Source organism: Myxococcus xanthus (assembly GCF_013116825.1).
GTDB classification, from domain to species: Bacteria; Myxococcota; Myxococcia; order Myxococcales; family Myxococcaceae; genus Myxococcus; species Myxococcus xanthus_B.
Genome location: NZ_JABFNS010000272.1, coordinates 1 through 2,247, shown reverse-complemented (window position 1 = coordinate 2,247; position 2,247 = coordinate 1). Strand labels below are relative to the sequence as shown.

The window sequence follows — 2,247 nt, the reverse complement described above, 5'->3', positions numbered from 1 at the left end:
CTGCGGACCCGCTCCGCCTTGCACCAGGGCATAAAGCTCGCTCTGGCGGCCATCTCCCCAAGCGACGCAGCAGGCTGGTTCGCCTACTGCGGTTACTCCGTCGCTCAGCCCAGATGAACTGCGCTATCAGACGGCCTTCAGGCGGCGGCCACCTGACGGCGTGGCGCTCTTGGCGGCATCCCGCAGCGCGTCCTTCTTCTCCTCGACGCGCTCCCAGGTGAACTCCTTCTCCGTGCGGCCGAAATGCCCGTAGGCGGCGGTCTTCTGGTAGATGGGCCGCAGCAGGTCCAGGTACTCGGTGATTTCGCGCGGACGCAGGCCGAACGTCTTGCGGACGGCCAGGGCGATGCGCTCTTCCGGAACCGTGGCGGTGCCGAAGGTCTCCACCATGACGCTGACGGGCTCGGCCACGCCGATGGCGTAGGACACCTGCACCTCGCAGCGCCGGGCCAGGCCCGCGGCCACCACCGTCTTGGCGATGTGACGGCCCATGTACGCGGCCGAGCGGTCCACCTTGGACGGGTCCTTGCCGCTGAACGCGCCGCCACCGTGACGGCCCATGCCGCCGTAGGTGTCCACGATGATCTTCCGGCCCGTCAGGCCGGAGTCACCCATGGGGCCACCCACCACGAAGCGGCCGGTGGGGTTGATGAAGAACTTCGTCTTGTTGTCGATGAGCTTCTTGGGCAGCGCCTTCGCGATGACGTCCTCGCGGATGGCCTCCTGGATCTTCTTGTTGGAGACCTCATCGGAGTGCTGCGTGGACACCACCACCGCGTCGATGCGGGCGGGGCGGCCGTCGCGGTACTCCACCGTCACCTGGCTCTTGCCGTCCGGGCGGATCCACGGGTGCTGCTTGCGACGCACATCCGCCAGGCGGCGGGTGATGGCGTGCGCGTAGTGGATGGGGGCCGGCATCAGCTCCGGCGTCTCGTCGCAGGCGAAGCCGAACATCATGCCCTGGTCGCCGGCGCCCTGGTCCTTCTTGTTGTCGACGCCCCGGGCGATGTCCTGGCTCTGGCCTTCGATGGCCACCATGACGCCGCAGGTGTTGCCGTCGTAGCCCATGGAGCTGTCGGTGTACCCGATGCGGCAGATGGTGCTGCGGACGAGCTTCGGGATGTCCACGTAACAGTTCGTCGTCACCTCACCCGCGACGATGGCCAGACCCGTCTTGACGAGCGTCTCCACGGCGACGCGCGCCTGAGGGTCCTTGGCGATGATGGCATCCAGCACACCGTCGGAGATCTGGTCGGCGATCTTGTCCGGGTGGCCTTCAGTGACGGATTCAGACGTGAACAGGAAGTCGGTAGGCATGTCGTCTCAGAGGCTGCGCTGACAGTGCGCGAAGGCCGGACACTAGACGTGGCGTCCTAGAGGAGTCAAACGCGCAAGAGGGCCGCATCATTCAACTTTTCGGAATCCGCCAGCGAACAGCAACCAGGCTGGCTACGGCCGGATGACCGCCTCCCACCCCAGCATGAATTTCGCGAGGCGCCGGACGTTCCCTTGGGCTAACAGACGTCCGCGCATCCGCTCTGGAGGAACAGCCCGACATGAACGCCCGCTTCCGTACCCTCGCCTTCCTGGCCACCTTCGCTTTCGCCCTCCCCGCGCTCGCCGCGAAGGAAGACCCCATCGCCAAGCCGGTGAAGACCGTGGTGCAGTCCGTGCGCTACGAGCGCGACGCCCTGGCCCTCAAGCACTTCGGCAGCCAGGAGCAGGGCAAGTTCCTGCTCGGCGACAACTGGGACAAGGGCACCGATGCGCAGCGCAAGGAGTTCGTCACGCTGTTCCAGGACCTCTTCGCGAACATCGCCTTCCCCCGCGTGCGGGAGAACTTCAAGAACCTGGACAGCATCACCTACGAGCCCTCGCAGGTGCAGGGCCCCGAGGCCACGGTGGCCTCCACCGTCTTCATCAAGCACCCGCTGAAGACGCAGGAGATGAAGCTCAAGTACCGGCTGGTGAAGGAAGCCGCCGCCTGGAAGGTCGTGGACGTGACGGTGCTGGGCTCGTCCATGCTCCAGGACATCCGGGACACGCAGGTGAAGCCGCTGATGGAGAAGGGCGGCTGGGACCTGCTGCTGGAGCGCATGCGCACGGAGCTGGCGAAGGTGAAGAAGAAGTAGCCCGCACCTGCCCGGCGGCCGGGCCACCAGGCTTCCCGGCCGCACCATTGTTTTCGCGGGGTCCGCGCATCGCGTAGAGTCGCCCCTCCCCCATGCCTGGCCGATGACCGACCCC

At 66.5% G+C, this 2,247-nt stretch carries 2 protein-coding genes; one reads left to right on the top strand and one right to left on the bottom strand.

Annotated features, from left to right (window positions below):
• Window positions 1–126: 126 nt before the first annotated feature.
• Window positions 127–1,317 (bottom strand): methionine adenosyltransferase, encoded by a 1,191-nt coding sequence (gene metK, locus HNV26_RS37190; RefSeq protein WP_171445580.1) that lies wholly within the window; start codon window positions 1,315–1,317, stop codon window positions 127–129.
• Window positions 1,318–1,556: 239 nt separating this feature from the next.
• Here metK and HNV26_RS37185 point away from each other — a divergent pair, with 239 nt between their 5' ends.
• The gene (locus tag HNV26_RS37185; RefSeq protein ID WP_011556449.1) at window positions 1,557–2,132 is read left to right on the top strand and encodes a Tgt2/MlaC family protein; all 576 of its coding nucleotides are present in this window, start codon (window positions 1,557–1,559) and stop codon (window positions 2,130–2,132) included.
• Window positions 2,133–2,247: the final 115 nt, after the last annotated feature.